The 2,393-nt window shown below is 71.3% G+C and carries 3 protein-coding genes; 2 read left to right on the top strand and 1 reads right to left on the bottom strand.

Translation table 11 applies throughout. The annotated features are described in order from the left end of the window. Both V7E09_RS15255 and V7E09_RS15250 read left to right on the top strand, forming a co-directional pair. On the top strand, window positions 1-725 hold a 725-nt coding region (locus V7E09_RS15255), incomplete at its 5' end, for an FAD-dependent oxidoreductase (protein WP_324523694.1). 134 nt (window positions 726-859) lie between these two features. Beyond that, window positions 860-1,375, top strand: a complete 516-nt coding sequence (locus V7E09_RS15250; RefSeq protein ID WP_324510133.1) for a DUF1697 domain-containing protein — start codon at window positions 860-862, stop codon at window positions 1,373-1,375. A gap of 10 nt (window positions 1,376-1,385) precedes the next feature. Here V7E09_RS15250 and rocF read toward each other — a convergent pair whose 3' ends face one another. After that, a complete protein-coding gene (gene rocF / locus V7E09_RS15245; RefSeq protein WP_324510134.1) occupies window positions 1,386-2,306 on the bottom strand; it encodes an arginase in 921 nt (306 codons plus the stop codon). Between the last annotated feature and the right edge of the window lie 87 nt (window positions 2,307-2,393).

Here is a 2,393-nt window from a genome sequence, read left to right as displayed (position 1 = left end):
TCCCGGTTCCCGGGCGCGAACTGGCCGGCATCCATCAGGCGATGGAGTTCCTGCCGCAGGCCAACCGCGTCGCCGTCGGACAGTCCGTCGAGGACCAGATCCTCGCCACCGGGAAGCACGTCGTGGTCATCGGCGGCGGCGACACCGGTTCGGACTGCATCGGCACCTCGCTGCGTCAGGGAGCCGCGTCGATCACGCAGTTGGAGATCATGCCGGCCCCGCCGCAGGATCGACCCGCCGGGCAGCCCTGGCCGACGTATCCGATGCTATTCCGGGTCAGCACCAGCCACGAAGAGGGCGAGGTCGATCGCGAGTTCGCCGTCTCGACGACGGAGTTCGTCGGCGTCGACGGTCAGGTGAAGGAACTGCACCTGACCGAGGTCACGTTCGTCGAGGGCAAGCTCACGCCGGTGCCGGGCACCGAACGGGTGATCCCCGCCGACCTGGTCCTGCTCGCCATGGGCTTCGTGGGACCGCAGCCCGACGGCGTGGTCGCCGAACTCGGGGTGGACCTCGATGCCCGCGGGAACATCGCCCGTGACGCGGACTTCCAGACCTCGGTTCCGGGGGTGTTCGTCGCCGGCGATGCGGGGCGGGGCCAGTCCCTGATCGTCTGGGCCATCGCCGAGGGCCGCAGCGCCGCCAACGGCGTGGACGCCTACCTGCAGGGCACCTCCAGCCTGCCCCGGCCGATCGCGCCCACCGACCGGCCGCTGGTGGTGTAGCACCGCCTCGGCGGATCTCCTGGCGAGCGGTCCTCGTCAGGAGATCCGCTGTGCGCCGCCCGGTGGCGGCGTCCCGGTCAACCCGCGGCGGCTGGGGCTATCGTGGCGGCCGTCGCACGTTCAGGAGGCCACCCATGACCAGATATGCCGTGCTGCTGCGCGGGATCAATGTCGGCGGGCACAAGAAGGTGCCGATGGCGCGGCTGCGTGACGTCGTCGCCGCTTCGGGACTCGCCCACCCCACCACGCTGCTGGCCTCCGGCAACCTGCTGGTCAGCAGCGACCTGGACGGCGCGGCCGTTCGGGCTGTCGCCGAGAAGGCGATCCACGAGGCGTTCGGCTTCCCCGTCGACACGGTCGTCCTCACCCAGGAGGCCTTGGCCGAGGTCGTCTCCGGGCATCCGTTCCCCGATCCGGCGCAGACGGCGATCGCCTTCTGTGCCGCACCGATCGGCCCGGAGGCGCGAGCGCGGCTGATCGCCTTGGCCACCCCCGCGGAAGAGGTGGTGTTCTCCGGGCAGGTCGCCTATCTGCGCTTCGGCGAGGGGCAGGGGACCTCGAAGCTGGCCGCCGGGATCCCGCGCGCCCTGGCCCCGCTGGTGACCACGGTGCGCAACCTGGCCACCTCCGCGAAGCTCGCGCGCGCCTGAGCCGCCGAGGTCAGGACGACCGCGTCATCCTGAGCAGCGTCGACTTCCCGAACAGGCTCTCCACCAGGTCCACCGCCAGGGTGGAGGTGGCATTGCGGACATCGAGGGCCGGGTTGATCTCCACCACGTCCAGGGAGCCGAGGCGCCCCGTGTCGGCGACCATCTCCATGCACAGTTGCGCTTCACGGTAGGTCGGCCCTCCGACCACCGGGGTGCCGACCCCGGGGGCCACCTCGGGATCGACGAAATCGACGTCCAGCGACAGGTGCAGGTGGGTGTCGTCGTCCAGATCGGCCAGGGCTCGCCGCAGCGCCTCGCGCATGCCGACCTCGTCGATGAAGCGCATGTCGTAGACGGCGACCCCCTGCTCGACGAGGAAGCTCTTCTCCCCGGCGTCCACGCTGCGCAGCCCCACCTGGTGGATCTGTGCCGCGGTGAGGGCGGGGGTCTGACCGGACAAGGCCGTGAGCTCTGCGGGCCCCTGTCCGAGCAGGCAGGCCACGGGCATGCCGTGGAGGTTGCCCGAGGGGGTCATCTGGGCGGTGTTGATGTCGGCGTGGGCGTCCACCCAGATCACCAGCAGCTTCGTGCCGCGGGCGCGGCAATGGGCGGCCACCGCCGAGATCGACCCCACCGCGAGGCTGTGGTCGCCGCCGAGCAGGATCGGCAGCCGCTCTCGGGCCAGGGCGTCGGCCACGGCGTCGCGCACCGTCGTGTTCCAGGCGGTGACCTCGGGCAGGTGACGGTACCCCTTCACCGGGGCCTGGCGGGGATTGGGCGGGCCGACCAGGTCGCCGGCATCCTCGACGTCGTGGCCCAGCGCGGTCAGTGCGGTGCCGAGGCCTGCGATCCGCAGGCCACCGGGCCCGAGTCGGCAGCCGGGGACGCTGGCCCCGACGTCGGTGGGGGCGCCGATGAGAGACAGCTTCATGGGGGTGCTCCAAGTGGTCGAGGACGATGGTCGCTAGGTGTACTTCCCCGGGAGGTTGTGAACGGGTGAGGTAGCGAAGACCTCCGG

It is taken from the genome of Propioniciclava sp. (assembly GCF_036744435.1).
GTDB lineage: Bacteria > Actinomycetota > Actinomycetes > Propionibacteriales > Propionibacteriaceae > Propioniciclava.
The sequence above is the reverse complement of the archived record's forward strand: the minus strand, read 5'-3'. Positions and strand labels throughout refer to the sequence as shown.